This is a genomic window from Streptomyces sp. NPDC043870 (genome assembly GCF_056435785.1).
On sequence record NZ_JBWKDT010000037.1, the window covers coordinates 1 to 25306 of the forward strand.

The 25306-nt window shown below is 71.6% G+C and carries 23 protein-coding genes and 2 pseudogenes; 14 read left to right on the forward strand and 11 right to left on the reverse strand.

Annotated features, from left to right (window positions below; genetic code table 11):
• Positions 1-206 precede the first annotated feature (206 nt).
• From AC0699_RS31595 to AC0699_RS31605, 3 genes are all read left to right on the forward strand, one after another.
• The gene (locus AC0699_RS31595; protein ID WP_478667287.1) at positions 207-839 is read left to right on the forward strand and encodes an MBL fold metallo-hydrolase; all 633 of its coding nucleotides are present in this window, start codon (positions 207-209) and stop codon (positions 837-839) included.
• 40 nt (positions 840-879) lie between these two features.
• Entirely contained in the window at positions 880-1659 is a 780-nt protein-coding gene (locus AC0699_RS31600) for an exodeoxyribonuclease III (protein WP_478667288.1), read from the forward strand.
• Between the two features lie 86 nt (positions 1660-1745).
• Positions 1746-2186, forward strand: a complete 441-nt coding sequence (locus AC0699_RS31605; RefSeq protein ID WP_478667290.1) for a DUF6278 family protein — start codon at positions 1746-1748, stop codon at positions 2184-2186.
• Between the two features lie 261 nt (positions 2187-2447).
• Here AC0699_RS31605 and AC0699_RS31610 read toward each other — a convergent pair whose 3' ends face one another.
• Together AC0699_RS31610 and AC0699_RS31615 are read right to left on the reverse strand one after the other, a co-directional pair.
• Positions 2448-4034, reverse strand: a complete 1587-nt coding sequence (locus AC0699_RS31610; protein WP_478667291.1) for a CocE/NonD family hydrolase — start codon at positions 4032-4034, stop codon at positions 2448-2450.
• Positions 4035-4233: 199 nt separating this feature from the next.
• A complete protein-coding gene (locus AC0699_RS31615) occupies positions 4234-5445 on the reverse strand; it encodes a L,D-transpeptidase (RefSeq protein ID WP_478667294.1) in 1212 nt (403 codons plus the stop codon).
• 210 nt (positions 5446-5655) lie between these two features.
• On the opposite strand from AC0699_RS31615, the gene AC0699_RS31620 reads away from it, so the two are divergent.
• Both AC0699_RS31620 and AC0699_RS31625 read left to right on the forward strand, forming a co-directional pair.
• A complete protein-coding gene (locus AC0699_RS31620; protein ID WP_478667296.1) occupies positions 5656-6426 on the forward strand; it encodes an alpha/beta fold hydrolase in 771 nt (256 codons plus the stop codon).
• A pseudogene (locus AC0699_RS31625) lies at positions 6423-7649 on the forward strand (cytochrome P450); the annotation flags it as partial. The gene AC0699_RS31620 and the pseudogene AC0699_RS31625, both read left to right, overlap by 4 nt.
• On the opposite strand, the gene ribA reads toward AC0699_RS31625, so the two are convergent.
• Positions 7627-8319 (reverse strand): GTP cyclohydrolase II, encoded by a 693-nt coding sequence (gene ribA / locus AC0699_RS31630; protein WP_478667298.1) that lies wholly within the window; start codon positions 8317-8319, stop codon positions 7627-7629. The pseudogene AC0699_RS31625 and the gene ribA overlap by 23 nt on opposite strands.
• Before the next feature lie 138 nt (positions 8320-8457).
• On the opposite strand from ribA, the gene AC0699_RS31635 reads away from it, so the two are divergent.
• A complete protein-coding gene (locus tag AC0699_RS31635) occupies positions 8458-9231 on the forward strand; it encodes a creatininase family protein (protein ID WP_478667300.1) in 774 nt (257 codons plus the stop codon).
• Positions 9228-10253, forward strand: coding sequence for a RibD family protein (locus AC0699_RS31640; RefSeq protein ID WP_478667302.1), 1026 nt, complete (start codon positions 9228-9230; stop codon positions 10251-10253). The genes AC0699_RS31635 and AC0699_RS31640 overlap by 4 nt, the downstream gene beginning before the upstream one ends.
• Here AC0699_RS31640 and AC0699_RS31645 read toward each other — a convergent pair.
• From AC0699_RS31645 to AC0699_RS31665, 5 genes and pseudogenes are all read right to left on the reverse strand, one after another.
• Positions 10185-10982 (reverse strand): annotated as a pseudogene (locus AC0699_RS31645) (lysylphosphatidylglycerol synthase transmembrane domain-containing protein); the annotation flags it as partial. The gene AC0699_RS31640 and the pseudogene AC0699_RS31645 overlap by 69 nt on opposite strands.
• Positions 10983-11008: 26 nt before the next feature.
• Positions 11009-11941: a methyltransferase domain-containing protein gene (locus AC0699_RS31650; protein WP_478667303.1), complete on the reverse strand. Its 933-nt coding sequence runs from the start codon at positions 11939-11941 to the stop codon at positions 11009-11011.
• Positions 11938-13041, reverse strand: a complete 1104-nt coding sequence (locus tag AC0699_RS31655; RefSeq protein ID WP_478667398.1) for a glycosyltransferase family 4 protein — start codon at positions 13039-13041, stop codon at positions 11938-11940. Before AC0699_RS31655 ends, AC0699_RS31650 begins: the two co-directional genes overlap by 4 nt.
• Positions 13042-13100: 59 nt before the next feature.
• Positions 13101-13499, reverse strand: a complete 399-nt coding sequence (locus tag AC0699_RS31660) for a 6-pyruvoyl trahydropterin synthase family protein (protein ID WP_478667306.1) — start codon at positions 13497-13499, stop codon at positions 13101-13103.
• A 289-nt stretch (positions 13500-13788) separates the two neighbouring features.
• Positions 13789-14817 carry a zinc-dependent alcohol dehydrogenase gene (locus AC0699_RS31665; RefSeq protein WP_478667307.1) on the reverse strand — a complete coding sequence of 343 codons (1029 nt, stop codon included), beginning with the start codon at positions 14815-14817 and terminating at the stop codon, positions 13789-13791.
• A gap of 110 nt (positions 14818-14927) precedes the next feature.
• On the opposite strand from AC0699_RS31665, the gene AC0699_RS31670 reads away from it, so the two are divergent.
• Positions 14928-15686 (forward strand): CDP-alcohol phosphatidyltransferase family protein, encoded by a 759-nt coding sequence (locus AC0699_RS31670; RefSeq protein WP_478667309.1) that lies wholly within the window; start codon positions 14928-14930, stop codon positions 15684-15686.
• A 26-nt stretch (positions 15687-15712) separates the two neighbouring features.
• On the opposite strand, the gene AC0699_RS31675 is transcribed toward AC0699_RS31670, so the two are convergent.
• A complete protein-coding gene (locus AC0699_RS31675; protein WP_478667310.1) occupies positions 15713-17533 on the reverse strand; it encodes an alkaline phosphatase family protein in 1821 nt (606 codons plus the stop codon).
• 178 nt (positions 17534-17711) lie between these two features.
• Entirely contained in the window at positions 17712-18455 is a 744-nt protein-coding gene (locus AC0699_RS31680) for a hypothetical protein (protein WP_478667312.1), read from the reverse strand.
• Between the two features lie 105 nt (positions 18456-18560).
• On the opposite strand from AC0699_RS31680, the gene ggt reads away from it, so the two are divergent.
• The 5 genes from ggt to AC0699_RS31705 all read left to right on the forward strand — a co-directional run bounded on the left by ggt (position 18561) and on the right by AC0699_RS31705 (position 24187).
• The gene (gene ggt, locus AC0699_RS31685; RefSeq protein WP_478667314.1) at positions 18561-20402 is read left to right on the forward strand and encodes a gamma-glutamyltransferase; all 1842 of its coding nucleotides are present in this window, start codon (positions 18561-18563) and stop codon (positions 20400-20402) included.
• Between the two features lie 145 nt (positions 20403-20547).
• Complete coding sequence (locus AC0699_RS31690; protein ID WP_478667316.1) at positions 20548-21213, forward strand: hypothetical protein; 666 nt, start codon at positions 20548-20550, stop codon at positions 21211-21213.
• 94 nt (positions 21214-21307) lie between these two features.
• Positions 21308-21538: a ferredoxin gene (locus AC0699_RS31695; protein WP_478667318.1), complete on the forward strand. Its 231-nt coding sequence runs from the start codon at positions 21308-21310 to the stop codon at positions 21536-21538.
• Positions 21528-22922: an NAD(P)/FAD-dependent oxidoreductase gene (locus AC0699_RS31700; RefSeq protein ID WP_478667320.1), complete on the forward strand. Its 1395-nt coding sequence runs from the start codon at positions 21528-21530 to the stop codon at positions 22920-22922. The genes AC0699_RS31695 and AC0699_RS31700 overlap by 11 nt, the downstream gene beginning before the upstream one ends.
• Before the next feature lie 26 nt (positions 22923-22948).
• Positions 22949-24187, forward strand: coding sequence for a cytochrome P450 (locus AC0699_RS31705; protein WP_478667321.1), 1239 nt, complete (start codon positions 22949-22951; stop codon positions 24185-24187).
• A 54-nt stretch (positions 24188-24241) separates the two neighbouring features.
• On the opposite strand, the gene map is transcribed toward AC0699_RS31705, so the two are convergent.
• Positions 24242-25009: a type I methionyl aminopeptidase gene (gene map / locus AC0699_RS31710; protein ID WP_478667323.1), complete on the reverse strand. Its 768-nt coding sequence runs from the start codon at positions 25007-25009 to the stop codon at positions 24242-24244.
• 41 nt (positions 25010-25050) lie between these two features.
• Between map and AC0699_RS31715 the strand changes: the two genes are divergently transcribed.
• A complete protein-coding gene (locus AC0699_RS31715; protein ID WP_478667325.1) occupies positions 25051-25302 on the forward strand; it encodes a helix-turn-helix domain-containing protein in 252 nt (83 codons plus the stop codon).
• Positions 25303-25306: the final 4 nt, after the last annotated feature.

Here is a 25306-nt window from a genome sequence, read left to right on the forward strand (position 1 = left end):
GTCGGTTCGCGACTCCCCCGTGTGGGGGAAAAGCCCCAAGCCCCCCGGTACGCCCTCCGGCCGTTCCCTCGCTCGCCGGACGGGCTCCGAATGGGACCCCCGCCGGCGATCGAGGACAGGGGTCTGGGGCAGAGCCCCGGTTACGGGAACGCGCGGGGTGGGGAAAGATCGGCTCGGGACCGGCACGCGAGAAGGAGACCACCCCGGTGAAGCTCACAAAGAAGTCGCACGCCTGCATCCGGCTCGAAAAGGGCGGGCAGACGCTCGTCATCGATCCCGGCGTCTTCAGCGAGGCGGACGCGGCGGCCGGCGCCGACGCCGTGCTCGTCACGCACGAGCACCCCGACCACTTCAGCGAGGAGCGGCTGCGCGTCGCCCTGGACGCGAATCCGGCGGCCGAGATCTGGACGCTGCGCAGCGTCGCCGATCAGCTGTCGGCCGCTTTTCCCGGCCGGGTGCACACCGTCGGGAACGGCGACGCCTTCACCGCCGCCGGTTTCGACGTCCAGGTCCACGGCGAGCTGCACGCCGTGATCCACCCGGACCTGCCGCGCATCACCAATGTCGGCTTCCTCGTGGACGGTTCGGTGTTCCATCCCGGTGACGCGCTGACCGTTCCCGACCAGCAGGTGGAGACACTGATGCTCCCCGTGATGGCGCCCTGGAGCAAGGTGTCCGAGGTCATCGACTACGTACGCGCGGTCAAGCCGCAGCGCGCGATCGACATCCACGACGCCCTGCTGACCGAGCTCGCGCGCCCCCTCTACGACACGCACATCGGCAACCTGGGCGGCGCCGAGCACAGCAGGCTCTCCTCCGGAGGATCCGTGGACCTGTGACGCGCCGCTGACTGTCACACCCCGCGGTTACGCTTTCGGCATGCGCATCGCCACGTTCAACGTCAATTCGATCACCGCCCGGCTGCCGCGGCTGCTCGCCTGGCTGGAGAGCAGCGGCACCGACGTGCTGTGCATCCAGGAGACCAAGTGCACCGCGGAGCAGTTCCCCGCCGACGCCCTGAAGGAGCTCGGCTACGAGTCCGCGGTCAACGCCGACGGCAGGTGGAACGGCGTGGCGGTGGTCTCCCGGGTGGGCCTTGAGGACGTCGTCAAGGGTCTGCCCGGCGGCCCCGAGTACGGCGGCGTGCAGGAGCCGCGCGCACTGAGCGCGACCTGTGGCCCGGTCCGCGTCTGGTCGGTGTATGTGCCGAACGGGCGGGAGGTCGCCCACGAGCACTATGTGTACAAGCTGGCCTGGCTGGAGGCGCTGAAGGGGGCCGTGGCCGAGGACGCCGCCGGTGACCGGCCGTTCGCCGTGCTCGGTGACTACAACATCGCGCCGACCGATGCCGATGTGTGGGATCCGTCCTTCTTCGAGGGTATGACCCATGTGACCGCGCCCGAGCGGGCCGCGCTGGAGCACCTGCGCGAGGCCGGGCTCGCCGATGTGGTGCCCCGCCCGCTCAAGTACGACCACCCGTTCACGTACTGGGACTACCGCCAGCTGTGCTTCCCCAAGAACCGGGGGATGCGCATCGACCTGGTGTACGGCAACGAGCCGTTCACGCAGGCAGTCAAGGACAGCTACGTCGACCGCGAGGAGCGCAAGGGCAAGGGCGGCTCGGACCACGCCCCGGTCGTGGTCGATCTCGATCTCTGAGCCGCCGGCCCCGGAGGCGCAGGCTTCCGGGCACCTCCCGCGCGCCCAGTGGTGCGTCCGTCCATGGGAATGCGAGGCTGATCGGTATGAACATCCCTTTCTTGGACAACTGGCGCAAACGGCATGGGGGTGAGCGGGGGCAGACGCTGGCCTCCGCCGTCGGAGGCGATCCGGAGGGTGTGGCCGAGCTGCTCTCCGAGTGCGAGCTGCTGCGGGTCCGGGTGGGACAGCAGGGGCTTGAACTGGATGACACTCCGGCCTCTTTGGAGGCTCTGGACCAGTTGCCGCCGCGCTGGCGGGATGATCCGGAGGAGCTGCCCTGGCTGGGCAACGACGCGGGCCTCTATCTCGGCACGGTCATCGTCCGGACCGTGCGGGGTGCCGGCTGGCATGTCTGGCCGGGCGGTCATCCCGTGGTCCGCCTCGCCTCGGGACGCGAGATCAATGTGGTGGAGGCGGGGCTGGACTGGGCCGTGCACGGCTCGCCCGAGCTGTCGCAGGTGTATGCGGAGGCGGCCGAGGCCTGATGCACACCGCCTCCTCCGGGTGGTAAATGCGGCTTATGGCCTATTTGTGCGTGTCAGGCGTGGAGTCCCTTGCCGGGCTGGATAGTTTGCGCTGACCGCGACACCGCTGAGATTGGGGCAGGGCAGCGTATGGCCGTCGATCTGTTGATCGAGCTGAGTGACGTCGACAAGTGCGCTGACAAGTACGACGCGGGGGATGCACCTTCTCCGGGGCCGGGCAGCAGCTCGTAGAGCCGTGCCCGGCCCGGCAGCGGCCGGAGATCACTTCTCGCTCAGGGGGACCGACACGTACGAGGGGTCGGCCGTGGGCGAGGAGAAGGTCAGCTGTGCGCCGGACGGGTTGTGCTCGATGTAGAGCGGGTCGACGGTGTCGACGACCAGGGCGAGCCGGTGGCCGGCCGGCACGTCGTAGGCGGTGGAGAACAGCTCCAGGTCCACGGTGAACGGCTTGCCCGGGGTCCGGTCGTGGAAGGTGTACGGCGCATTGCTCACCAGCTTGCCGAGGCCGAGCGGGCCCACGTCGTAGAGGTACGCGACGAGGGTGCCGCTCTCCTTGGTGCTGGTGACCGTGGTGTGAAGCTTCGCCGTCCCCCTGATCCGCTGCGCCGACGTGCCGCGCTCGGACTGCCAGACGGCGGCGAACGACCGCGGCAGCAGCGGGATCGAGGCCATCGGGGGTAGCTTCAGGAACTGGTCCAGGACGCTGGACAGCATCACGATGCCGCCGTTGGCGCCCGAGTCGATGTTCGCGTGGATCTTCTTGGTCCCGCCCAGCGCGAACTTCCGGGCGTCCGCGCCCACCGACTTCCAGTCCGGATAGGTCTCGTAGCCCCCGGTCGAGCGGGACTTGATCCGGACGGGCTGCTCGCGGTCCACGCCGTTGTCGACGCCCTTGAGGTAGTGGTCGAACCAGCGGTGGGTGCTGGTCCAGGTGTCGTTGGGCAGACCGAGCAGACCCGTGCCCTCGGCGGTCGCATGGTCGCCGGGGCGGAACTCGAGCCGCTTGGGAACGGTGAGCCGCTCGTAGAACTCGGCGTACTGATTGGGCGGGAAGATGGTGTCGCCCCAGGCGTTGCCGAGCATCACGGCGGCGCCGTTCCGGTTGATCCGGTCGATGTAGGTGGCGGGGGAGCGCTTCTTCCCCCAGGCGATCATCTCGTCCTCCTTGGTCAGGTTCGAGCCGAGGAAGTCCTTGGTGAACTGCTGGAGTTCGGCACTGGGGCGGCCGGTGAGATTTCCCGCGCCGACGAGCAGCGCGGTGGCCTGGACGTGCTGGGTGCGGCCGCTGTAGATGGAGCCGGTGAGGTCGGCCCAGCCGCTGAGTGCCGCGACCGCCTTGACCCGCTTGTCGTGCGCGGCGGTGAGCAGACTGATCCCGGCGGCGTACGACATACCGGCCATGCCGACCTTGGACGGGTCGGCAGGGGTGTTCGCGAGCGTCCAGTCGATGACCTTCGACGCGTCGGCGATGTCCGGCGGCCCCGCCACCTCGATCTCTCCACCGGACTGCCAGAAGCCGCGCACGTTGTAACTGACCACCACATAGCCCGAATCGGCGAGCTTCTTCGCTTGTACGAGGTACTCGACCTGCGGTGTGGCCCAGCTGGTGGGCAGCACGATCACGGGGTACGTGCGCGAACCGTCGGCGCCCGCCGGGGTGACGACATTGGCCTTGAGCACGGTGCCGCCGTCGCCGCGGATGTCGACGAACCGGATACCGGGGGCGCCCGCGGCCTCGGTGGCCGCTGCCGGAGCGGCCGGGGCCAGCCCGAAGGCGGCCCCGGCCAGCAGCGCGGCCGAGACCGTCGCGGTCGTCGAGGTGCGCAGGGCCTTGTGGGGGTGTCCCATCGCTCACTCCTGACTCATACCAGTCCTAAAGTGACCCGACGGTAACCTGTCAGGCTTACTTGAGGTAACTGGTCGGTAAGTTACGCGACGGTAACGATATTGGACGTGCTGTCAGCAGGAGTTCGGCCGGAGTTCGGCCGGAGTTGGGCGGAAGGCCGACGGGAGGTGGGAAGGGGACTGGCCGGAAACCGGCGGGAGTTCAGCGCAGGGCGCTCTTCGCCTGCCATTCGGCCCAGCTCAGATTCCACTCGCCGTAGCCGTTGTTGAGGGCGACCGTGCCCTTGGCGCCGCCGCCGGTGATCTCGAACGGGTCGCCGACCTGGACCTCGCCGTAGACCGCCGACGCGTCCGCGTCGCTCATCCCCACGCAGCCCGAACTCCGGTTGGCGCTGCCGAAGTACGCGCTGTTCCACGGCGCGGCGTGCGCGTACATCCCCGACCAGGTCAGCCGCATCGAGTAGTCGACCATCTTGTCGTAGGCGTCGCCGAGCCCGACCGTCTCGGAGTTCATGTTGATCGTGCCCTCCTTCGCCATCAGCACGGCCGTGCCGCGCCAGGAGGCCTTCTCACCGCCGGGAGTTCCGGCCGACATCGGGACGTCCTTGATCTGCGCTCCGTCCCGGTAGAGCTTCAGCCGGTGATTGTCGAGGTCGACCTTCACCACCTGCTGCTTGCCGACCGTGAAACCGGTGGTGTAGTCGCGGACGAACCAGCCGCCGCCCTTGCCCGAGTCGATGCCGTTCAGCTCGGCGTCCAGCGTGACCTTGGTGCCCGGCTTCCAGTAGTCCTTCGGCCGCCAGTCCGCCCGGGACTTGCCCGACCAGTCCTCCATCCAGCCCCACGAACCCTGGGTGTCGTCCGACGTGGTCACCTTGAGGTGCTTCTCGACCTCCGCCTTGTTCTTCACCGGGTGGTCGAAGACGATCGACAGCGGCTGGGCGATCCCGACGGTGGAGTTCTTGCCCGGCACCAGTGTCAGCTTGTTGACCTTGTCCGCGGCGGCGGTGGCGAAGTCCGCGGTCGCCGTGCCGCCCTTGTCGTCCCGCGCCTCGACCGTGTAGGCGGTGCCCGGGGCGGCCTTACGGGCCGAGGTCCAGGTGCGGCCGTCGGCAGCGACCGTGCCCTCGAGCTTGCCGCCCTTGGAGTCGGTGACCGTGACGTCCTTCAGCTTCCCCGCCGCGAGCGTCACCCGTACCGGCTCACCCGCTTTGGCCTGCTTGCCCTGCAGATTCACCGTGATGGCGGTGCGCGGCTTCCCTTCACCGTCCCCGGCCTTCGCGTCCGAGGTGGAAGCCCCGGAACACCCGGCGAGAGCCACTGCCAGGGCCGTGACTCCGGCTGCTGCGGCGGCGGCGCGGGCAGGGCGGGCGAGCGGGGTGCGCGGGTGCATACGGACGCGGCTGCGGCTCAACTCAAAACCTCCGTGACGATCTCTCTCGCAGGTGGAGAGGGGGAAGTGAGGACCCAGGTTGCGCATATGCCGGGAATCTCTGCCGTTGAGGGACGTGACATGTCCGACAGTGCGCCGGTTCTGCACCCTGGCGATTCCGCCGGCTCCGGTACACCGTGGTGGCGTACGACCGCAGTCCCTTCACTCCGCTGCCCCGCGAACGGAGAAGACGTGACCCCCTTCGTGCTCCCGCACACGGTGCTCGGTGACGGCCCGCACCACGTCGTCGCCGTCCACGGCTGGCTCGCCGACCGCGACGCCTACGCCTCCCTGCGACCCGACCTCGACCTGGAGTCGTTCACGTACGCCTTCGTCGACCTGCGTGGCTACGGGGAGGCCAGGGGCACGCCCGGCGCCTACACCACGAAGGAGGGCGCCCAGGACGTGCTCGCGCTCGCCGGGCACCTCGGCTGGGACCGCTTCTCGCTCATCGGCCACTCCATGGGCGGGGCCGTCGTCCAGCGCGTGCCCGTCCTCGCACGCGGCCGGGTACGGCGACTCGTCGGGATCTCGCCCGTACCGGCCCACGGGCTGCCGATGCCGCCCGACCAGTGGGGGCTCTTCGCGGACGCCGCCGACCGTCCGGCCAACCGCCGCACCATCATCGACGTCACCACCGGCTCGGGACGGCCCGCCGCCTGGCTCGACCGCATGATGCGGCACTCCGTGGAGCGCAGTGATCCCAAGGCGTTCCGCGCCTGGCTCGACTCCTGGGCCGTGGAGGACTTCCATACCGACATCGAGGGCTCGACGGTCCCGGCACTCGCCGTCGTCGGAGCTCTCGATCCGGCCATCAGCGCCGACCTGATGCGGGAGACCTGGCTGCGGTCGTACCTGCGGGGCGAACTCGCCGAGCTGGCCGCCGCGGGACACCACGCCATGGACGAGACACCGCTCCAGCTGATCCGTACCGTCGAGGACTTCCTGCGGGCCGACGTATGAGCACGCCGGCCGTCCCCGACGTCTTCGACCCGCGGCGCTACGCCGCCGGGCTGCCCCACGACGCGTTCCGCGAGCTGCGCGCCCATCATCCGGTGGCCTGGCAGGAGGAGTACGAGCTGCTGGGCTGGCCCGCGGGGCCCGGCTTCTGGGCGGTCACCCGGCACGGCGGTGTCGTCCGCGTGCTCAGGGACTCGGCGAACTTCTCGTCCTGGCTCGGCGCGACCCAGATCCGCGATCCCGACCCGGCGGACCTGCCCTTCATCCGCCGCATGATGCTCAACCAGGACCCGCCCGGCCACGGCCGGCTGCGGCGTCTCGTCAGCCGCGCCTTCACCCCCGCCCGTATCGACCGCTTCGCCGCCGCTGCCCGCGACCGCGCCCGCGAACTGCTCGGAACCGCCCGCGCGGCGGGCCCCGTCGTCGACCTCGTCGCCACCGTCACCGACGACTACGCCCTGCTCAACCTCGCCGACCTGCTCGGCGTACCGGAGAGCGACCGGGCCCTGCTGCTGAAGTGGACCGAACGCGTCATCGCCTACCAGGACCCGGACGAACCGCCCGTACTGGGTGCGGACGGGCGACCGGTCAATCCGCGCTCACCCGCGATGCTGCGGGAGATGTTCGACTACGCCCAGGAGCTCGCGGCGTACAAGCGCCGCAACCCCGCCGACGACGTCATGACGTCGATCGCCGCTTCCGGACTCTCCGACGCCGAACTGGAGATGTTCTTCTTCCTGCTCACCGTCGCCGGGAACGACACCGTTCGCAGCGCCGCGCCCGGCGGTCTCCTGGCGCTCGCCGAGCACCCGGACGAGCAGCGGCGGCTGCGGGCGGGGGAGGTGGCGGTGGACACCGCCGTGGACGAACTGCTGCGCTGGCACCCGCCCGTGCTGTCGTTCCGCCGCACGGCGACCCGTGACCTCACGCTCGGCGGGCAGGACGTGTGCCGAGGCGACAAGGTCGTCGTCTTCCACGCCTCGGCCAACTACGACGAGCGTGCCTTCGCCGACCCGCACCGCCTCGATCTGTCCCGCTCGCCGAACCCCCATGTCTCCTTCGGGGACGGGCCGCACGTCTGCCTCGGAGCGCACTTCGCCCGCCTTCAGCTGCGCGTGCTGCACGAGGAGGTGCGCGAGCTGCTGCCGTTCGTGACCCTCGCGGAGCCGCCCAGGCGCCTGGTGTCCAACTTCATCAACGGGATCAAGTCCCTGCCGGTGGCACTGGGCCGGGTTCCGGCGAGGAGCCGGCCGTCGCACGGTCCAGGTGCGGAAGATGATGGCCGAAGCGCTCCCGCTTGGTCCGCAGGTAGGAGATGTTCTCCTCGCGGGGAGGGGTCAGCAGAGAAACCTGTTCCGTGACCTCGACGCCGTGCTGGAGCAGCGCGTCGCGTTTGCGCGGGTTGTTCGACAGCAGGCGTACGGACCGCACTCCGAGGTCGTGGAGCATGTCCGCCGCCACCCGGTAGTCACGGGCATCGGCCGGGAAACCGAGAGCGAGATTCGCCTCGACGGTGTCCAGCCCCTCCGCCTGGAGCTGCATCGCCTGGAGCTTCGCCAACAGGCCGATGCCCCGGCCCTCGTGCCCCTGGAGGTAGACGAGCACGCCACGCCCTTCGCTCGCGATGGCACGCAGCGCCGCGTCCAGCTGGTCCCCGCACTCGCAGTGCCGGGACCCGAAGGCATCCCCGGTCAGGCACTCCGAGTGCACGCGGGCCAGTACGTCGTCGCCTTCGACGTCGCCGAGCACCAACGCCATTTGTTCGTCCCCGCGGCTGAGGTCCAGGTAGCCGACGGCGAGGAAAACGCCGTAACGGGTGGACAGTTGGACTGTTGCCCGGCGTTCGGCATCCAGGGAACGAACCTCTTTGTGCGGGGCGACATCTGTGTCTGTCATGGGCAGATCCTGTCGGGTAGTCTCTGGCAGGGACATGAAATCAATCGGAATATCTCAACTGGTCCGTCTATTCAAGAGTGTTCGAGCAGTAAATCTCGGGACACGAGCAATAGAGCAGAGCAAGAAAGGGTCGGGGACATGAGTGGCCCGTATGCGCGACCGCCGGAGTGGGGACTTCTGCCGCTGGAGACGACGGAGGACGCGGGGGCGGCGCGGGCCCGGGTCGCCGTCCTTCCCATCGGCAGCTTTGAGCAGCACGGACCGTACCTCCCGCTGATGACCGACACGGTCATCGCCTGCGCCGTGGCCAGGGAGATCGCCGCCGCGTATCCGGTCCTCCGGCTTCCTCCACTGACCGTCTCCTGCTCGCACGAGCACGCCGACTGGCCAGGAACCGTCAGCATTTCCGCCGTGACCCTGCACGCCGTCGTCCGGGACATCGCGGAATCGCTCCGCCGCTCCGGTGTCGCCGGACTGGTTCTGGTCAACGGGCACGGCGGGAACTACGTCCTGCGCAACGTGGTGCAGGAGTCCGCGGGCAATGGCACGCGCATGGCGCTTTTCCCCGGCCCGGACGACTGGAATGCGGCGAGGGACCGGGCCGGCGTACGGACGCCGTCGCACAGCGATATGCATGCGGGCGAAGTCGAGACCTCCATCCTGTTGCACGAGCATCCGGAACTTGTCCGGCCCGGACATATGACCTCCGATTTCGTCGCCGACGACCGACGGCATTTGCTCACTCTCGGCATGCGGGCCTACACCGCGACCGGAGTTGTCGGCCGTCCGTCCCTGGCATCGGCCGAGAAGGGCAAGGAATTGCTGGCCGGCCTCGTCGATTCCTTCGCCGGATACCTCTCGCTCCTGACCCCGGACGAATCCCCGGACCCGGCTTCCGGGGGGACACGATGAGCGGGGCGGCCGCGGGGCGGCGCGCCCGCACCCTCGACGCGCCGGGAGCCTGGGACCTGCTGCTCGGACTGCGGACCGAGGCGGAGGCCGAGGCCGTCGGACTGCTGCGCGACGCCGACGGCCGGCGCCGCTGGCGGGACGCGTCGCACGAGGCGGACGTCCTCGCCGACCTGTACCTCCCCCTGTGCCTGGCCGGCCCCCGGTTCACCTTCGCCCAACTGGGCCAGAGTCTCGACGGTTTCATCGCGACCCGGAAGGGCGACGCCGACTACGTCACCGGAGCGCAGGACCGTGAGCACCTGCACCGCCTGCGCGCACTGTCCGACGCGGTGGTCGTCGGCGCCGGCACCGCCGTCGCGGACGATCCCCGGCTGACCGTCCGGGCCTGTGCCGGGCCCAACCCGGTGCGTGTCGTCCTCGACCCGCACCGCCGGGTGCCGACGCGACGCCAGGTGTTCACCGACGGGGCGGCGCCGACCCTCTGGGTGGTGAGCGCCGACAGCGAGTGCGGGCGCGCCGCTGTGGACACCGAGGGCATGAACGGCGTCGACGTACTGGTCCTCCCCGACAGCGCGGCGTTCGCCCCCCGGCGCCTGGTGCACGAGCTCGGGCGCCGCGGCCTGGGCCGGGTGATGGTCGAGGGCGGCGGCGTCACCGTGTCGCGCTTCCTGCACGACGGTGCGCTGCACCGGCTCTACGTCACCGTGGCACCGGTCCTGATAGGCGACGGCGTCCCAGGGCTCGGCTTCCCCGGCCCCGACCTGATGCGGGACGCGCTGCGGCCGCCGGTGCGACGGGCCGCCCTCGGCGAGGACACCCTCTTCGAACTCGACCTGCGCACGCCGCATTCCGCGGATCCACTCGACGGCGAGCACGACGACTCCGGGCAGGGCCGCGGCGAACGCGAGCAGTCCGTAGGCCACGGCGACGGCGAGCCCCTGGGCGGAGCCCAGGCCGGCGGCCCCGAACGCCCAGGCGGTGACTCCCTCCCGTGGGCCCCAGCCGCCGATGTTCAGCGGTAGCGCCATGGCGAGCAGCGCGAGCACCATCAGCGGCAGCAACTGGGCGGCCGGCGCCGTCGATCCCGCAGCTCGGGCGGCGAGGAGGAACAGGCCGAGGTGCCCCGCGAGCACGGCGACCGACGAGACCAGCACGCCCGGCCAGCTGCCCCGGGCGAGGAGCCCGAGGCGCGCCTCGGCGAGCGTGGTCCGGGCCGCGCGGCGCCACCGCGACGTGCCCGGCTTGTCCCGGAGCCTCGCCACGCCCACGCCCACGACCACCAGCCCGCAGACCGCGGCGAGGGCAGCGGCGGTTCCCGTCGTCGCGGTGAGCCGGACCGCCTCCGCGGGGGCGGGGGCGACATGCGCGATCAGGAGCGTCGCACCGGCGGCGACGAGAACGGCCTGCCCCGCGATCCGTTCGAGCAGGACCGCTCGGACGCCCCGGCCGACGGCACCGGCGTTCCGTCCGTGCCGTACCGCGCGGTGGACGTCTCCGAGGACACCACCGGGCAGTGCCGCATTCAGGAACAGCGCGCGGTAGTAGTCCGCCACGGCCCGGCCGAGCGGCAGCCTGATGTCCAGACCACGGGACACCAGGCACCAGCGCCACGCACTGAGCACGGTGGTGAACAGGCCGAGGCCGAGGGCGGCCAGCAGAGTGGAGCCGTCGATCCCGTGCAGCCCGTCCCGCAAGCCGCCGGTGCCCTGCCACCACAGCACCGCCGCGAGGATGCCCGCTCCGGCGAGCATGCCGAGGCGGGCCCGGACCGCGCGGATCACGAGGCGCCGCCCGTCCGCCCGGGCAGGGCGAGTACGTCACTGTGGTGCACCACCACAGCCAACTCGCCCGCCTCGCACGCCGCCAGACGCCGTCGCAGATAGGCGTCGGCGCGGGATGCGAGCTCCGGCCGCTGGTCCCGCGCGGCGCCGACCCAGCCCCGCAGCCACTCGGCGGTCAGGTCCGTCATCAGCGCCGCGTCGCGGGCGCCCGGGGCCGCGTCCTGCGGGCCGGCGGCCGCCCGGGAAGCGGCACCGAGCCGCCACGGGCTGGTGTGCACCCGTACGGTCATGCCCTGACGGGCGAAGGCCACGGAGGCCGCCGCGACGGCGTCGGGCCCGAGCAGCCGGCGGCCGTGGTCCACCCGGCGCTGGTGGGCGTTGAACGCGTCGGTGATCTCGGCGTCCATCGGATCGGCCGGGGTGAGGTCGACCCGGCCCAGCACGGACAGCGCCAGCAGTGCCGGGCAGCCGGCACCGGCGCAGGCCGCGACCAGCCCGTCCAACTCCTCGCGGGTGAGCAGGTCCAGCAGTGCCGAGGCCGTCACCAGCGAGGTGCCGGCGAGGCCGTCCGCCGTCAGCCGGGCGATGTCACCGCGCTCCGTCGTGACCGTGACCGGGCTGCCGTCCGCCGCCGTACGGGGCAGCCGGCCGGCGGCGAGGTCGAGCAGCTCGGGGTCGTGGTCGTGCAGGATCCAGTGCTGCGGCCCGTTCAGTCGAGGGGCCAGCCAGCGTCCCATGGACCCGGTGCCGCAGCCGAGGTCGCGGATCACCAGCGGCGTGTCCCGGCCCGGCCGGTGCCCCGGGAAGGCGGCGCTCGGCAGATGGTGGCGCAGCGGGTCGAGGAGTTCGGGCGCGCGGGACGCGGCGTCGGCCGCCTCCCGCAGTGCCAGCCACTCCGGTGCGTAGCGCGTGACGTCGATCGCCCTCATGCCGCCTCCAGGGGGTGTTCCTGCCGGATCTGTTCCAGCGCCTTGGCCAGGCTCCGTGAGGTGGTCTCCCAGCCTGCCAGCGCCGTGCGCCGCCGCCGCGCGGCCGCCTTCGAGCGATGGCGTTCGCCGGGGTCGCCGAGCCAGCGACGCAGCGCCGCGGCGAATGCCGCCGGATCGTCGGGCGGTACGAGGACGCCCGGCACGGTGCCATCGGGTGTGTGCCCCATCGCCTCCGGCACTCCGCCGACGGCCGTCGCCAGCACGGGAACGCCGCGCGCGAGCGCCTCGGTCACGGCCATGCCGTACGTCTCGGCGCGCGAGGCGAGCACGAGGAGGTCGGCGGCGGCGTAACTCGCGTTCAGCCCGGGGCCCTTCCGTGGGCCGGTGAGGTGCACCCGGTCGCCGAGACCGAGTTCGCGGATCAGCTCCCGTACCCGGCCGACGTAGCCGGGACTCTGGCCCAGCCCGCCGACGCACTCACAGGTCCACGACAGGTCGGCGACCGACGCCAGGGCCCGCACCAGCAGGTGCTGCCCCTTGCGGGGGGTCACCGACGCGACACACAGCAGGCGCGGGGGCCCGCCGGCGCCGGTGCCGGATGCGGCAGCGGTCCCGGCACCGGTCGCCAGGGGCGCGATGTCCGCTCCCGGGGCGGCGACATGGACCCGGTCGGGGCTGAGGCCGTGGTGGTCCACGAGCCGGTCCGCCGCCCAGTCGCTGGTCGCCACGACCGCTGCCACGGCCCGCAGTGTCCGGCGCTCGCCCTCGTCCAGCGCCGCGGCCACGTCGGGGGCGAGGCCGGTCTCGTCGCCCAGCGGCAGGTGCACCAGCACCGCCAGGCGCAGCCGTTCGGCTTCGGGGACGACGACCTCCGGGACACCGCAGGCGACGAGTCCGTCGAGGAGGACGAGGGAGCCGTCCGGCCAGGCGCGCAGCGTCCGGGCCAGTTCCTCGCGCGCCTCGGCCGAGGGGTTCGGCCAGTCGCCCGCGACGGTGTGCTCGTGCACCTGCCAGCCGACCTGCGGCAGTTCCCGGCACACCCGGCGGTCGTAGGTGTTGCCCCCGCTCGGTGACGCCGGATCGTCGACGCCTGCCGGCATCACGACCCGGACAGAGCGGCCGGGCGGGGCGGAGCCGGCCGCGCCGTTCGCTGCCCGGCTCACACGGCCCGCTCGTAACTCGCCCACGCGATATGTGACTCGTGCAGGGTGACGGTGATGCCGGTCAGGCCCCGGGCGCCCTCGCCCAGCGCTCCGGCGTGCACCTGGTCGGCGAGGCGGTCGGCGATGACCTTGGCCAGGTACTCCGTCGAGGTGTTGATGCCGGCGAACTCGGACTCGTCGTCGAGGTTGCGGTAGTTGAACTCACCCACGACGGCGTTCAGTTCGCGGGTGGCCAGACCGATGTCGACGACGATGTTGTCGGCGTCCAGCTCGGGACGCCGGAAGGTGGCGTCCACCAGATAGGTGGCTCCGTGCAGACGCTGGGCGGGTCCGAAGACCTCGCCGCGGAAGCTGTGCGCGATCATCAGGTGCTCGCGGACGGTGACGCTGAACAAGTGCGGTGACCTCCCGGTCGACGGTTCCGGCAGCCGACGGCTCTGCCTGCCCTTCACTACGTCCGCAGTGTCTCGTGCGTTCAGAGGACCAGGTCATCGGGTACCCGGGTCGCTCGGAACCGGGCCGTCCGGGATCCGTGCCGGGTCGCCGGGTTGCTCGGAACCGGGCCGTCCGGGACCCGTGCCGGGTTGCCGCGCCGCCGAGTTGCCGCGCCGCCGAGTTGCCGCGCCGCCGGGTTGCTGGTCGCCGGTCGCCGGTCGCCGGTCGCCGGTCGCCGGTCGCCGGTCGTCAGGGCTCGACGGTGCGGGCGGCCCCGGGCCGGGCACGATCGGCGGCCGTGTCCGCGTCGTACCGGACGCGGTGGCACAGCCCCGGAAGGTCCCCCGCGGCGATCCTGGACATCACGGACGGCAGCTCGTCGAACGCGCATTCGCCGGTGATCAGTGCGTCGAAGGCCGGGTCGGCGAGCAGGCCGAGCGAGAGCGCGAGCCGGTCGGCGAAGGTCCTGCGAGAGCGCCGCGCCTCCGCGACCCTGCCGACCTGACTGCCGCGCAGGACCAGACGGCCGGAGTGGAACGCCTCTCCCAGCGGCAGGCTGATCCGCCGGTCGCCGTACCAGCTCAGCTCCAGGACCGTGCCCTCCGGCGCGAGCAGTTCCAGCGCGCGGGTGAGTCCCGCCTCGGTCGCGCTGGCGTGGACGGCCAGGTCGCAGTCCCCCAGGGCGTCCTCGGGGAGCGCGAAGTCGACACCCAGCGCCCCGGCCACCTTGGCGCGGGCGGGATCGGCGTCGACCAACTGGACGCGGACACCGGGGTACCGCGAGACGAGAGCCGCGACGGAGCAGCCGATCATGCCGGCGCCGACCACGGCGATCCGGTCGCCGACCATCGGCGCGGCGTCCCACAACGCGTTCACCGCGGTCTCCACCGTGCCGGCCAGCACCGCCCGTCCGGCCGGGACGGTGTCCGGCACGGGGGTCACGGCACTCGCCGGGACGACGTAGCGGCTCTGGTGCGGGTGGAGACAGAAGACCGTGCGCCCGACGAGGTGCCGCGGCCCCTCCTCGACCAGGCCGACGCTGAGATAGCCGTACTTCACGGGCCCGGGGAACTCGCCGTCCTGGAACGGCGCCCGCATCGCGGAGTACTGGCTCTCCGGTACGCCCCCGCGGAAGACCAGGCTCTCGGTCCCCCGGCTCACCCCGGAACAGAGCGCGCGCACCACGACGTCGTCGGCGCCCGGCTCGGGCAGCGCCACGTCCCGGATCTCGCCGTTACCGGGGGAGCGGAGCCAGAAAGCACGTGCGGCGCGCTCCATCGACGTCCTCCTGCTGAACGCTCGCGAGCTGATTTACGTTCTGACAATCATGACGGCGCGCACACAGTACGCGGCGGGCATCGACTCTGTCACACGTCCGGAGGTACGCAGTGGCCCTGATCGGCACGAACAGCACGAAGGCGCTGCACCCGGAGACGGTCGTGGGAGCGGGCGCGCAGATCCTGCTGCTGGCCGTGCTCGGCACGGCGACCGGATTCGGCCCCGCCGGATGGCTGACGGGCCTGGCCTTCACGGTCGTCACCTGGGCCCTGCTCACGCGTGCCCTGCGCCGTTCGCGGGGCGCACCGTTCGGTCCGGCCAACAGCGTGACCCTGGCCAGGACGACGCTCGTGGGAGGTGTGACGGCGCTGGTCGCCGAGTCCTTCGTGAACCGGCCGCCGACCGTGCTCCTCGCCGTCCTCACCACGGTGGCGCTGGTCCTCGACGCGGTCGACGGCCAGGTCGCACGGCGCACCGGGACGGAGTCGTGCTTCGGAGCACGCTTCGACATGGAGGTCGACGCGTTCCTCATCATGGTGCTCAGCGTCCATGTCGCCATGCCGATGGGCGCCTGGGTGCTGGTCATCGGAGCGATGCGCTACGCCTTCGTCGCGGCGGCCCGGGTGCTGCCGTGGCTGCACGGGCCGCTGCCCCCGAGCCTGGCCCGCAAGACGGTGGCCGCCCTGCAGGGGATCGTCCTCCTCGTGGCCGCCGCCGGGATCGTCCCGCGCCCGGCCGCGTCCGTGGCCGTCCTCGCGGCGCTGGCGTCGCTCGTCTGGTCCTTCGGACGGGACATCAGGTGGCTGTGGGTCGTCAGGATCCGGGACGGCGCAGCGGTGTCCCGGGGGGCGGCGCACGCGAGGACGTGACGTGAACTGCCCCGCGCCCCGGGCGGTTACGGGGACGGCGCGGACGGAGCGGACGGGGCGGCGCCGGGCTGCGGACCGTAGGCGGTCAGGAAGCGGTCCCGGAACGTGTCCATCCGCCAGACCGGAGCCCCGGGGCCCGGCGCCAGGCCCTCCTGCCAGCCCCATCCGGAGATCCGCCGCAGCACGGCCGGGTCGCGGGCGACGATGCTGATCGGTACGTCCCGGCCGAGTTCGCCGTCGGTCACCGTCCCGACGGGCTGGTGGTCGCCGAGGAAGACGACCACGGTGTCGTCGTCGCCGTACTTCTCCACGTAGGAGATCAGGCTGGTGAGCGAGTACGTGATGGCCCGCCGGTACTCGGTACGCACCTGGTCGGGGTCCTTCCACACGTCCTCGGGATCCTTGCCCGCCTTCTTGACGGAGTGGTAGATCGAGCCGTCGCCGATCTCCTCCCAGCCGAGCGCTCTGGGTATCGGTGCCCAGGGGTTGTGGCTGGAAGCGAGAACGATCTCCGCCATCAGCGGCTCGTGGTCCCGTTTGCCGTGCTCCAGGCGTTCGAAGGCCGCCAGGCTGAACTGGTCGGGTACGGGCGTCCAGCTGAAATTCGGTCCCTGGTAGCCGAGGTTCCGGGAGTCGTAGACGTGGTCGAGACCGTAGAACCTCCCCTCCGGCCAGGACCGGGTGACGCCCGGCATGATGCCGACCGTCCGCCAGGCGCCCGCGTTCCGGAAGGCGCCCGTGAGGGTCAGCCGGTCGCTCGAGGTGAGGCTGCGGTAGCGCTGCTGATTCTTGATCCACAGGCCTGACATGAAGGTGGAGTGGGCGAGCCAGCTGCCGCCGCCCGACGTCGGGGAGGTGAGGAAGGCGCTCCGCGAGAGGAAGCCGTCCGCGCGCAGCCGCCGGGTCCCGTCCGCGAGCACCGCCCTGGTCTGCGGCGCCATCCGGGGATCCTGGACCGCGCTGCGGCCGTAGCTCTCGATGAAGACGAAGAGGACGTCCTTGCCGCGCAGCCCGGTCAGCAACTGGTCGGCCGGGGTGCCGCGGAAGGCGTCGACGCCGGCTTCCTCGGAGAACGCCTGCCGGTCCTTCAGGCCCGCGCGCACCTGGAGCGCGTGCTCCTGGGCGAACTCGGCCGTGGAGCGGGAGGCGAGCGGCACGGCGGCGATCTGCACGCCGAACGCCGCGCAGGTGACCCAGGCGGTCCCGAGCAGGAGCGCCCCACGGCCGGCCGTGGCGCTGTGCCGGACGACGACGCGGCTCAGCCGGACGACGGCCAGGGCCATGAGGACGAGCAGGGCGAGCACCAGGACCACGGCCCCGGTCACGGCGGCGATCGCCCCGGTCGTCCCGGCGGAGTCCCTGAGGAACGCCTCGGCGTCGTCGAGCAGAATCCAGTCGAGCACCGGGTCGAACGGGCGGTCGAGCACCGAGTGGAAGCCCATGTCGAGCAGCTTCAGGACGGTCAGCAGGCCCAGCCCCGTCCCGGCGACCACGGCGGCCGCCCGCCTCCATTTCGGCCGGAGGGCGAGCAGTACGGCCGTGCCGAACACGGCTTCCACCGGTATGCGGACGAACGCGGCGGGTGTGAGGCGGGGGAGTTCGTCCGGCAGCAGGAGGGCGACGTGCACGAGCATGGCGGCCAGGACGGTGGTGCCCCGTGTCACGGCCTGTGCGGTGCGCGGGTACTTCTTCCGCCGGCCGTCGGGGACGGACCCGCCGGGGTCGTCGCCGTGGCCCGCGGCGCCGTCGTCCGCCGGCTGTTCCGGCGAGCCGCGCCGTGGCGAGTCCTCCTCCGTGACGACGGCGTCCTGGTCCGGCAGTTTTCGAGAGTGTGTCCAGAGCGACACCCGAAGGTCCTTCCGTGCGGATCGCGTTGACGGCACGGCGAACCTGACCCGTGGGCCCGGGGCCGCGGTTACCCGTACGGTCTGCCGACGGCATCCGTTCAAGTACGGGCGACGACGGGCGACGACGGGCGACGCCCGGGCCCGGGCGTCGCACACCACGCCGTTCCCCCGAGAGACCTCAGGCCTTGGCGCGGTGCGAGTTCCGGGCAGCGGGCAGCGGCTCCTGCGCTGCACGGGTCACGTCGGCGACGAGCTCGACGACATCGGGCCCGTACGCCTGGGTGTTGACGACCTTCAGCAGCAGGACGAAGGAGCTGCTGCCGTGCTTGCGGGCCAGCTTCTGGTGGTGGCGGGCCAGATAGCGGGTGGCCGCCTGATTCGTTATCGCGCGCTGCCCGCAGAAGAGGAAGACCGGTCTGCCGGCCTCGCCGGCGGTCAGGCGCGCCAGGATGACGTACTCCGTGGTGCCCGCCTCCAGGCGGTAACGCTCGGAGCCGATCTGGAAGGCGCCCCGGTCGGGGCCCGGCTCCACATCCGTGTTGATCTTCACGCCGGGGAGGAGGGAGGAGAGATGGGCGGCCATCCGGCGGTTGGAGTACGGGCCGCCGACGCAGAACTCCGTGCGCTCGCCGAAGCCCTGCTGAGCGACATCGTGCTGGATGATCTGGGCGTTCGCCCCGCAGTCCTTGATCAGGGCGGAGAGTTCGAGCAGGGCGAACACGTCGAAGCGGTGCACCGCGCCCTCGCTGCCGGCCTCGCGGTTGACGACGAGCAGACACTCGGAATTGCCGGGCAGACCGAAGAAGGCCTGCTTGCGGCGGAGCTTACGGCGCCACAGATAGGTCCGGGCGAGCCAGCCGAGCGAGGCACTGATACCGGCGGCCACCACACCGAGCACGATGTTGCGCAGGTCTTCATTCATGGGCGCGCATGCTAGCGGGCCGTGCGGAACAGTGTTCGAGGCGGTCCTGACGAGCGGAGTACGGTGAAGTTACGCTGCGCCGACGTTCGCTGACCGGAGGTACGGATGCGTAGGAGTGCCGCTCGTCTCGTCACGATACCCACCGTCGCGCTGGCGGTGCTGTCCGCAGGCGCGGCCGCGCCACCGACGCCTACGCCGGCACCGGCTCCGACGCCGGCACCGGCTCCTTCACCGGGCGTCCCGGTGAAGGAGCCCGTGGCCGTCGGCCACGGGGGAGCGGTCGCGAGCGTCGACGCGGACGCCTCGGCCGCGGGTATCGAGGTGCTCAGGCGCGGTGGCAACGCGGTGGACGCGGCGGTAGCGACGGCCGCGGCGCTCGGCGTCACCGAGCCGTACTCGGCGGGAATCGGCGGGGGCGGCTTCTTCGTCTACTACGACGCGAAGACGCGCACCGTCCACACGATCGACGGGCGGGAGACCGCGCCGCGCTCGGCGGACGCCTCGCTGTTCGTGGAGAACGGCAAGCCCATTCCCTTCGAGGAGGGCATGACCAGCGGCCTCGGTGTCGGCACCCCCGGCACACCCGCGACCTGGGACGCGGCGCTCGACGCATGGGGAAGCCGGCCGCTCGGTCAGCTGCTGAAGCCGGCGGAGCGGCTCGCGAAGGACGGCTTCACCGTCGACGCGACCTTCCGCTCCCAGACCCAGGCGAACGAGGCGCGGTTCCGGGACTTCCCGGCCACGGCCGAGGTGTTCCTGCCCGGTGGGCAGCTGCCGGTGGTCGGGTCCGTGTTCAAGAACCCGGATCTCGCGCGTACCTACGAGGAGATCAGGCGTGAGGGCACCGGGGCGTTGTACCGGGGCCCGATCGCCCGGGACATCGTCAGCACCGTACGAAAGCCCGGCGTACGGGAAGGCGCGACGCGCATCGTGCGGCCCGGTGACCTGACCCTGCGGGACCTGGCGGCGTACGAGACGCAACAGCGGCGGCCCACGAAGGTGTCGTACCGGGGACTGGACGTGTACGGCATGGGTCCGGCGTCCTCGGGCGGTACGAGCGTGGGCGAGGCCCTGAACATCCTGGAGCGGACGGATCTGTCGGGCCTCTCGGAGGCGAAGTACCTGCACCGCTTCGTCGAGGCGAGCCGCATCGCGTTCGCGGACCGCGGGCGGTGGGTCGGCGACCCGGCGTTCGAGGACGTTCCGGTCCGGGAGCTGCTGTCGCAGCGCTTCGCCGACTCGCGCGAGTGCCTGATCCGCGACGACGCCGTGCTCACGAGCCCGCTCGCCCCCGGTGACCCGCGGAACCCGGCGGCGTGCGCGAGCGGCGGTACGGCGGCGCCGACGACGTACGAGGGCGAGAACACGACGCACCTGACCGCGTCCGACAAGTGGGGCAACGTCGTCGCGTACACACTGACGATCGAGTCGACGGGCGGCAGTGCCATCACCGTCCCCGGGCGGGGCTTCCTGCTCAACAACGAGCTGACGGACTTCTCCTTCGCCCCGGCCGATCCGGCGGTCCACGACCCGAACCTGCCGGGGCCCGGCAAGCGCCCCCGCTCCTCCATCTCCCCGACGATCGTCCTGGACGACCGCGACCGGCCGGTGCTGGCCCTCGGCTCCCCGGGCGGCGCGACGATCATCACCACGGTGCTCCAGACGCTGACGGGCGTCGTCGACCGCGGGCTTCCCCTGGTCGACGCGATCGCCGCCCCGCGCGCCAGCCAGCGCAACCAGCCGACGACGGAGCTGGAACCGGCGCTGTGGAACAGCCCGTTGCGGGCGGAGCTGGCGGCACTGGGCCACGCGTTCCGCCAGAACCCGGAGATCGGCGCGGCGACGGGCATCCAGCGCCTGCCCGACGGCCGCTGGCTCGCGGCGGCGGAGAAGGTGCGACGGGGCGGCGGCTCCGCGATGGTGGTCCGCCCGGCAGGCACACCGTAGGACCCGGCGCCGGGAAAGGCACCGCGGGCCGGACCGGTCGGACACCGGTTCCGGCCCGCTGCGCCGTCACCCGCACGGGCGGTCCCGGTGGCGCCGCCTGGGGCGAAGCCGCTTGCTGGTGAGGGGGGAGAAAGCGAGCGGCCCCGTGGACCCGAACGAACAGCGGCTGGTGACGCCCCGGGCTGCGGGCCTGGCCGGGATCATCTTCGCTCTGCTGCTCGCGGCGGCGATCGTGCTGGTCCGGCTGGCGTTTCCCGAAGGGGCCGAACAGGCCGACGCCGGTGCGTTCGACGACGCGTCGAGCCGCAAGGCGGTGCACACGGCGCTCGGGCTCGTCCCGTTCGCCGGCATCTCCTTCCTCTGGTTCATCGGCGCCGTGCGCGCGCGAGTCGGAGACGTGGAGGACAGATTCATCGCCACCGCGTTCCTGGGCAGTGGCCTGATCTTCGTGGCCACACTCTTCGTCGCCGCCGCTGCCGCCGGCAGTGCGCTGGCCACAGGAACCGCCACCACGGGGCCGAACCCACCGCATGTGGGGTTCGGACGGGACTTCGCGTACACCCTGATGACGACCTATGCGATGCGGATGGCAGCGGTGTTCATCTTCACGGCCTCGGCCATGGGGCGTCGCCTCGGCGCCCTTCCGCGCCCGCTCACGATCCTGGGTTATCTCTGCGGTCTGACGCTGCTCCTCGCGGCGCCGGGCCTCCCCTGGTCCGAACTGGTCTTCCCGTTCTGGGCCCTGATCATCAGTGTCCACATTCTCCGGACCGGGCTGCGGTCCCGGCCCGCCCCCGTCGGTGTTCCGTGACCGTCACTCCTCCGGCCCGCCACGGCGAGCGGGGACACGCCCCCAATCTCATGCTGATGTCGAGGAAAGACCAGTCCAGGAAGGACGGATCCCGGTGAGGCTTGTCGTCGATCTCAACCGATGCCAGGGATACGCGCAGTGCGCGTTCCTCGCTCCCGACGTGTTCGCCATGCACGGCGAAGAGGCGCTGCTCTACAACCCGCACGCAGACGAGGAACAGCAGGAGCACGTCGAACAAGCCGTCGCCGCGTGCCCGGTCCAGGCCATTCGCGTCGACAAGCTCGACGGGGACACGCCGGCGGAGGAGGCGTCACATGCACAGTGACGGATTCCTGGCATGGCTCAAGCGCGAAGGGCGCATCGTGATCGTCGGCGCTTCCCTCGCCGGACTCCGTGCCGGGGAAACCCTGCGGGACGAGGGCTTCGCCGGTTCGCTCACACTGATCGGCGACGAGCCGTACGAGCCCTACGACCGGCCCCCGCTGTCCAAGCAGGTCCTACTGGACGTGGCGACCCCCGAACAGACCGCCCTGCCCCGGCGCCGGAAACTGGACGCGCACTGGCGGCTCGGCGTCCCCGCCGCCGGGCTGGACATGACGTCCAAGCGGGTGCGGCTGGCCGACGGCGACGAAGTGAAGTACGACCGGCTGCTCATCGCCACCGGCGTACGCGCGCGCCCGTGGCCGAAGGAGATGGAAGCCGGGCTCGACGGCGTCTTCGTCCTTCGTACCCGCGACGACGCGGCCGCGCTGCACCGACGGCTCGCGGCAGGACCCCGCCGGGTGTTCGTGATCGGCGCCGGCTTCACCGGTTCGGAGATCGCCTCCGCCTGCCGTGAGCGCGGCCTGCCCGTCACCGTCGCCGAACGCGGAGCCGCGCCTCTCGTCGGCGCGCTCGGCGGCGTCGTCGGCGAGGTCGCCGCCGAGCTGCAGCGCGAGAACGGAGTGGACCTGCGCTGCGGTGTCATGGTCACCGCCCTGGAGGGCGACGCGGCGGGACGGGTGCGAGCGGCCCACCTCTCCGACGGTTCCACCGTGGAGACCGATGTCGTCGTCGTCTCGCTCGGCGCGACCCGCAACACCGAATGGCTCGCCGGCTCCGGACTCGGCGCCGGCCCTCGCGGAATCGCCTGCGACGCGGGCTGCCGCGCCTTCGACATCCGCGGCATCGTCACGGACGACATCTTCGTGGCCGGTGATGTCGCACGCTCCCCGCACCCGCTCTTCGGCTATCAGTTCCTGTCCCTGGAGCACTGGGGCAATGCCGTCGCCCAGGCCGAGACAGCGGCGCACAACATGGTCAGCGACAGCGTCGACCGACGCCCGCACATGTGGGTGCCCGCCTTCTGGTCCACCCAGTTCGGGGTGAACATCAAATCGGTCGGTGTGCCGTCCATGGGCGAGGAGATCCTCATCGCGCAGGGCTCGCTCGCGGAGCACAGATTCGTCGGCGTGTACGGATACCAGGACCGCGTCATCGGCGCCGTCACCTTCGACCAGACGCGGTGGCTGCAGTTCTACGAGGAACTGATCGAGCGGACCGCGCCGTTCCCGCCGCCGTTCCCCACCGTGGACCGCCGGACCGAGGGCAAGCGTCCGCAGCCGGCCGATTTCCCCGACCCCTCCATTCCCACGCACGGTCCGACCGTCACCGTCAGCGGCTACTCGCCGACCGACCGGCGGATCACCTTCACCCCCGGCCGGCACTGACCCGCGAGCGACCACGAGGACTCGTCATGACCCAAGCCACGCTCCTGCGGCAGATCATCGACTACAAGAACCGTTCGAACCCGTATCCCCTGTACTCGGAGCTCCGCAAGACGCCGGTGGTCGACGAGGGCGACGGTGCGTACGTCGTGAGCACCTACTACGAGATCCGGAGTCTGCTCCACGATCCGCGGGTCAGTTCCGACGCGCGCAATCTGGCCTCGCCGGCCCCCAACGACCTGACCCCGCAGGAGGAGGAGTCGGCCCTGCCGCCGAGCTTCATCCGGCTCGACCCTCCGGAGCACGACCGGCTGCGGCGCATGACGAACCGCTCGTTCGGGCCGCCGCACTCGCCGCGTCGCATCCACGAGATGCGCGGCGAACTCGCCGGGATCGTCTCCGGCCTCATCGACGGCATCGGCGACCCGGGGCGCATCGATCTGGTCGAGCAGTTCTCCTACCCCTTCCCCGTGACCGTGATCTGCCGGCTGCTCGGTGTGCCACGAGAGGACGAGTCGCGCTTCCACACCTGGGCCGACACCCTCGCCGCCAGCCTGGATCCCACGCCTGGGCAGGACCCGACCGAGCGGAACCGGATCGCCCACGAGGCCCGCACGCAGCTGGGCATGTACCTGGCCGGGCTGATCGAGGAGCGCCGCAAGAATCCCGGCCACGACATGCTCTCCGAGCTGGCGACCGGCACCCACGGACCGGACGGAACAATGACGATGATGGAGGTGCTCAGCACCGCGGCCCTGCTGCTGATCGCCGGCCACGAGACGACGGTCAACCTGATCACCAACGGCATGCTCACCCTGCTGCGCCACCCGGAGGTGCTCCAGCGGCTGCGGGACGACCCGGGGCTGGCCGTCCCCATCGTGGAGGAGCTGCTGCGCTACGAACCGCCCGTACAGCTGGTGCCGAACCGCACCACCCTCACGGACATCGAGGTCTGCGGCGTCACCATCCCGAAGGGCGCCTCGCTCTGGCTCGTCGTGGCTTCGGGCAACCGCGACCCGCAGCGGTTCAACGACCCCGAACGGTTCGACCCGGACCGGAAGGACATCCAGCATCTCGGCTTCGGCAGCGGTATCCACAGCTGCTTCGGCGCGCCGCTGGCCCGGCTGGAGGCGCAGCTCGCGCTGAGCGAGCTGGCGCGCAGGCTCGACAACCCCCGTCTGGTCGAGGATCCACCGGAGTACCGGCAGAACGCGGTGCTGCGCGGCCCCCGCCACCTGAACATCGTGTGCGACGGCATCCGCCCGTAGGCCCTGTCTTCGAAGTCCCGTCCGCCCGGCGGCGTCCGGCCCTGGCAGGCGCGGTCAGAGGGCGGTGAGGATCCGCGGGCCGTCGTCCGTGATCGCCACCGTGTGCTCGGCGTGCGACGCACGGGAGCCGTCCGACGTACGGAGCGTCCAGCCGTCGCGGTCGGTGCGGTGGCCGTCGCCGCCGCCCCCGATCAGCATCGGCTCGATGGCGAGCACCATCCCGTGGCGCAGCGGCATTCCGCGGCCCGGGCGGCCCTCGTTCGGCACGCCCGGATCCTCGTGCATCGTGCGGCCCACGCCATGGCCGCCGTAGCCGGACAGAATCCCGTAACCAGCGGCGCGGCACACGCGGCCGATCGCATGGGAGATGTCCCCGATGCGGTTGCCGACGACCGCCGCCGCGATGCCCGCCTCCAGGGCCTCGTACGCGGTGTCGATGAGTCGTACGTCCGCGGGGCGGGGGCGGCCGACGGTGAAGCTGATGGCCGAGTCGCCGACCCAGCCGTCCAGCACGGCGCCGCAGTCGATGCTCACGAGGTCGCCGTCGCGGAGCCGGTAGCCGCCCGGGACGCCGTGCACGATCGCGTCGTTGACGGAGGCGCAGATGACGGCGGGGAAGGGCGTGGGGGCCCAGTCGGGCCGGTAGTTCAGGAAGGGCGAGCCCGCACCCGCCTCGCGCAGCACCGCGCGGGCGGCTTCGTCCAGGGCCCGGAGCGTGACGCCCACGGCGGCCTTGTCCCGTACCGCGGCCAGCGCCTGGGCGACGACCCGGCCGGCCGCTCGCATGGCGTCCACGGATGCGTCTGTCTTGATCTCCACCATGCCAATTACTATACCGGTTGAGGCGGTATTAGAATGACGCCATGGTGCGCACCCCCCTGACCCCCGAAGAGCGCGAACGAGGCGAGCGGCTCGGCCGGCTGCTCCGTGAGGCGCGCGGCTCGCGGAGCATGGTGGACGTCGCGGCGGCCGCCGGACTCTCCGCCGAGACCCTGCGCAAGATCGAGACCGGCCGCGCCCCGACCCCCGCCTTCTTCACCGTCGCGGCCCTCGCCGGGACGCTGGGCCTGTCCATGGACGAGCTCGTCGCCCGCTGCGCGCTCGTGCCCGCGTAGAGGT